Below are 3014 nucleotides of genomic sequence, written 5' to 3' on the forward strand. Positions count from 1 at the left end.
CCCGCCTGCAGGTCATGGGACTCAATGGGCAACTCGATCGCCTCGTCTGGCGCACACCTGGCGGGCAACCCGGGGCTGAGGCCATGCGCGAGGTCTCACTGGTGCTGCCGCCATTCCCGCTGGCGCCCTGGCTGGCGCTGTGGCAGCCAGAAGAAGGCTGGACGGGAGACCTGGTCTCAGGTGGTGAGTTCAAGCTGGTGCAACGGGGGACGCAGCCTTGGGAGGTGGACGCGCTGATCTCAAGGCGCTCCGGCGACCTGAGCTTTTCCGAGCCTGGCATCGAGGGTGGACGGCCTCAGCGCCTGGGCCTGCGCGAGGCCCGTGTGAGCCTGCGCGCTCGCCAGGGCGTCTGGGTGGCCGAACAACGCATCGACGGGCGGGTGCTGGGTTTGCTGACCGGCAGGCAGGTCGTGCAGCCCTTGCGGGCCGACGCCTGGCCTGATCCGACCTCTTCGCTGGGCGGCGAGGTCAAGCTGGACGTGTCCAACCTGCGGGCCCTGGCCACCTGGGTGCCCGCCGGCTGGCGACTGGGGGGGCGGGCCCTGGTGCAGGCCAGCCTGGGGGGCACCTTGGGCGCGCCGCAGTTCACCGGGCGCATCGAAGGATCAGGGCTGAGTGCGTCGCAGGCCTTGTTGGGCATCAGCTTGCACGACGGCCAACTGAACATGGCGCTCGATGGCGAGCGCATCCGCCTGACGCGGCTGGATGCGACGGGTGGCCCCCAAGGTGGGCGCATCGGGCTCGAAGGGGAGCTGCGGCTCGACAGCCCCTTGTCCGGGCGCCTGGCGTTGACGATGGATCGCTTTGCCGCTTTGCAGCGCATCGACCGCCGGGTGGTGGTCAGCGGCCGCGCAGAGACGACCCTGTCCGACTGGAACATGGTGGTCAAGGGGCAGTTCGGGGTCGATGAGGGCTTCATCGACATCAGCCGGGGCAGCGCGGCGACGATTGGCGACGACGTCAACGTCATCAACAGACCGGGTGACGCCGACAAGCCCAAGAGCGTGGCCACATCGGGTGGTGCCCAGGGCAAACAACTGACGCTGGACACCGACCTGGCCGTTGGCATGGGTGATCGGCTCAGCCTGAAGGGGCATGGCCTGACCGGGCTGCTCAAGGGGCAGTTGCGGATCACGACGCCGCGCAACAAACCGGCTGTCCATGGGGCCATCAGGCTGGAGCAGGCCAAGTTCGCGGCTTACGGCCAGAAGCTCGACATCGAGCGCAGCGCGATCACCTTCAACGGCCTGATCGAGAACCCGCGCCTGGACATCCTGGCCATGCGGCCTCAGACCCCGACCGCCCAGGACAGTGACGTCAAGGTGGGCGTGCGCATCACCGGCACGGCGCAGGACCCGCGCATCCGCCTGTACTCCGAGCCGACCCTGTCCGAGACGGAGCAGCTCTCTTGGCTGGTGCTGGGGCGCGCGCCAACCGGCCTGGGCGGCGCCGACATCGGGCTGCTGCAGACGGCGGCAGTGGCCTTGCTCTCAGGTGATGACGGGCCGGGCGTGACCGACCGCGTGATCGGTCTGCTGGGCCTGGACACGCTGTCGGTGAGCCAGAGCGACGGGGCCGTGCGCGACACCGTGGTCAGCGTCGGCAAGCAGATCTCGCGGCACTGGTACATGGGCTATGAGCGAAACCTCAGTGCCACGGGGGGCAACTGGCAGCTCATCTACAGCCTGGCGCAGCGCTTCAAGGTGCGTGCCCAGGCCGGTGAGGACAACGCCATCGACTTCATCTGGCAGTGGCGCTGGCGCTGACGGCCTTTGCCGCAGGTGCCTTCGCGGCAACTCGAACAAGCGTCAGTGGCCGTCGTCGCGCAGGCGCTTGTGCAACTGCCGGGTGCCCCACCAGATGGCCGCCAGCACAAAGGGCACGGTGGCGCCGGCCACCAGCTCGGGCTGGATCGGCAGGCCGGCCTGCTTGCCCGCCTTGCCTGCGTACAGGATCAGGCTGACCACGTAGTAGCTGATGGCCGCGATCGACAGGCCTTCCACGGTGCTTTGCAGGCGAAGTTGCAGCTCCTGCCCGCGGGTGAGCTTCTCCAGCAGCATCTGGTTCTGTGATTCGGTGGCGATGTCCACCCGGGTGCGCAGCAGGGCGCTGGCGCGCTCGATGCGTTGAGACAGCGAGCTCAGGCGCTGTGCCGACGCGTTCACCGTGGCCATGGCGGGCGAGACCCGCTTGAGCACGAACTCGCCCACCGATTGCGTGCCCGGGATGGGTGTTTCACGCAGCTGTTCGATGCGCTGTTGCACGAGCTGGTGATAGGCCTGGGTCGCGGTGAAGCGATACAAGTGGGTGGCCGTGGCCCGCTCGACCCGTGCGGCCAGGGCGATGAGCTGGTCGAGCAACTCCTGGTCCGAGGTGTCCTTGTTTTCCATGCGCGCGGTGATGGCCGCCAGCGTGGTCTCGGCCTCGCCCAGCATGGGCAGCAGGTCCTTGGCCACGGGCAGGCCGCGCAGGGCCATCAGGCGGTAGGTCTCCAGCTCCAGCAGCCGCTGCGAGATGCGACCCACGCGCAGCTCCGAGGTCTGCGCAGAAGCGACGACCAGCAGCCGCTCGAAGCCGCTGTCGCGCAGGCGAAAGTCGGTCATGGCACAGGCGCGCTTGATGCCCAACAGCGACGCCAGCGTGTCGTGCCCTTCAAACCAGTGGCGACCGAGTGATCGCATGGCAACCGGGTCATCGGCGTCGCCATGCACCATCGCCATCATGATGGCCGCCACCGTGCGCCCCGGGATGCTGGCCAGCCAGGCCGGGTCGACCACGAGTTGTTGCATCAGCTCCTCTTCCGTGGCGTCGCGCAGGGCGTTCTCGGGCAAGGTTTGCACGATGGAGTAGCGCGTGAACTCGGTGTGGCGCTCCCATTTCAGGGTGTGTGACGCAAAGCGCAGGCGCACGAAATGGCCGCTGAGCGCCGCCATCGGCAGGTCCGCCTGATCAGGCAGTCGGCGCAGGTGGTGCCATTCGTCCTCGCGGGTCACGCCCTCGTTGAGCACGGCCAC

General features: G+C 68.2%; 2 protein-coding genes. One reads left to right on the forward strand and one right to left on the reverse strand.

Annotated features, from left to right (window positions below; translation table 11 throughout):
* A partial coding sequence (locus tag B2W70_RS01700; protein ID WP_286742231.1) for a translocation/assembly module TamB domain-containing protein occupies positions 1–1766 on the forward strand: 1766 nt, incomplete at its 5' end.
* A gap of 42 nt (positions 1767–1808) precedes the next feature.
* Here the strand turns inward: B2W70_RS01700 and B2W70_RS01705 are convergent.
* A partial coding sequence (locus B2W70_RS01705) for a DUF3422 family protein (RefSeq protein WP_286742233.1) occupies positions 1809–3014 on the reverse strand: 1206 nt, incomplete at its 5' end.

Origin of the sequence: Aquabacterium sp. UBA2148, assembly GCF_002328915.1 — a bacterium.
Classification (GTDB): Bacteria; Pseudomonadota; Gammaproteobacteria; order Burkholderiales; family Burkholderiaceae_C; genus Aquabacterium; species Aquabacterium parvum.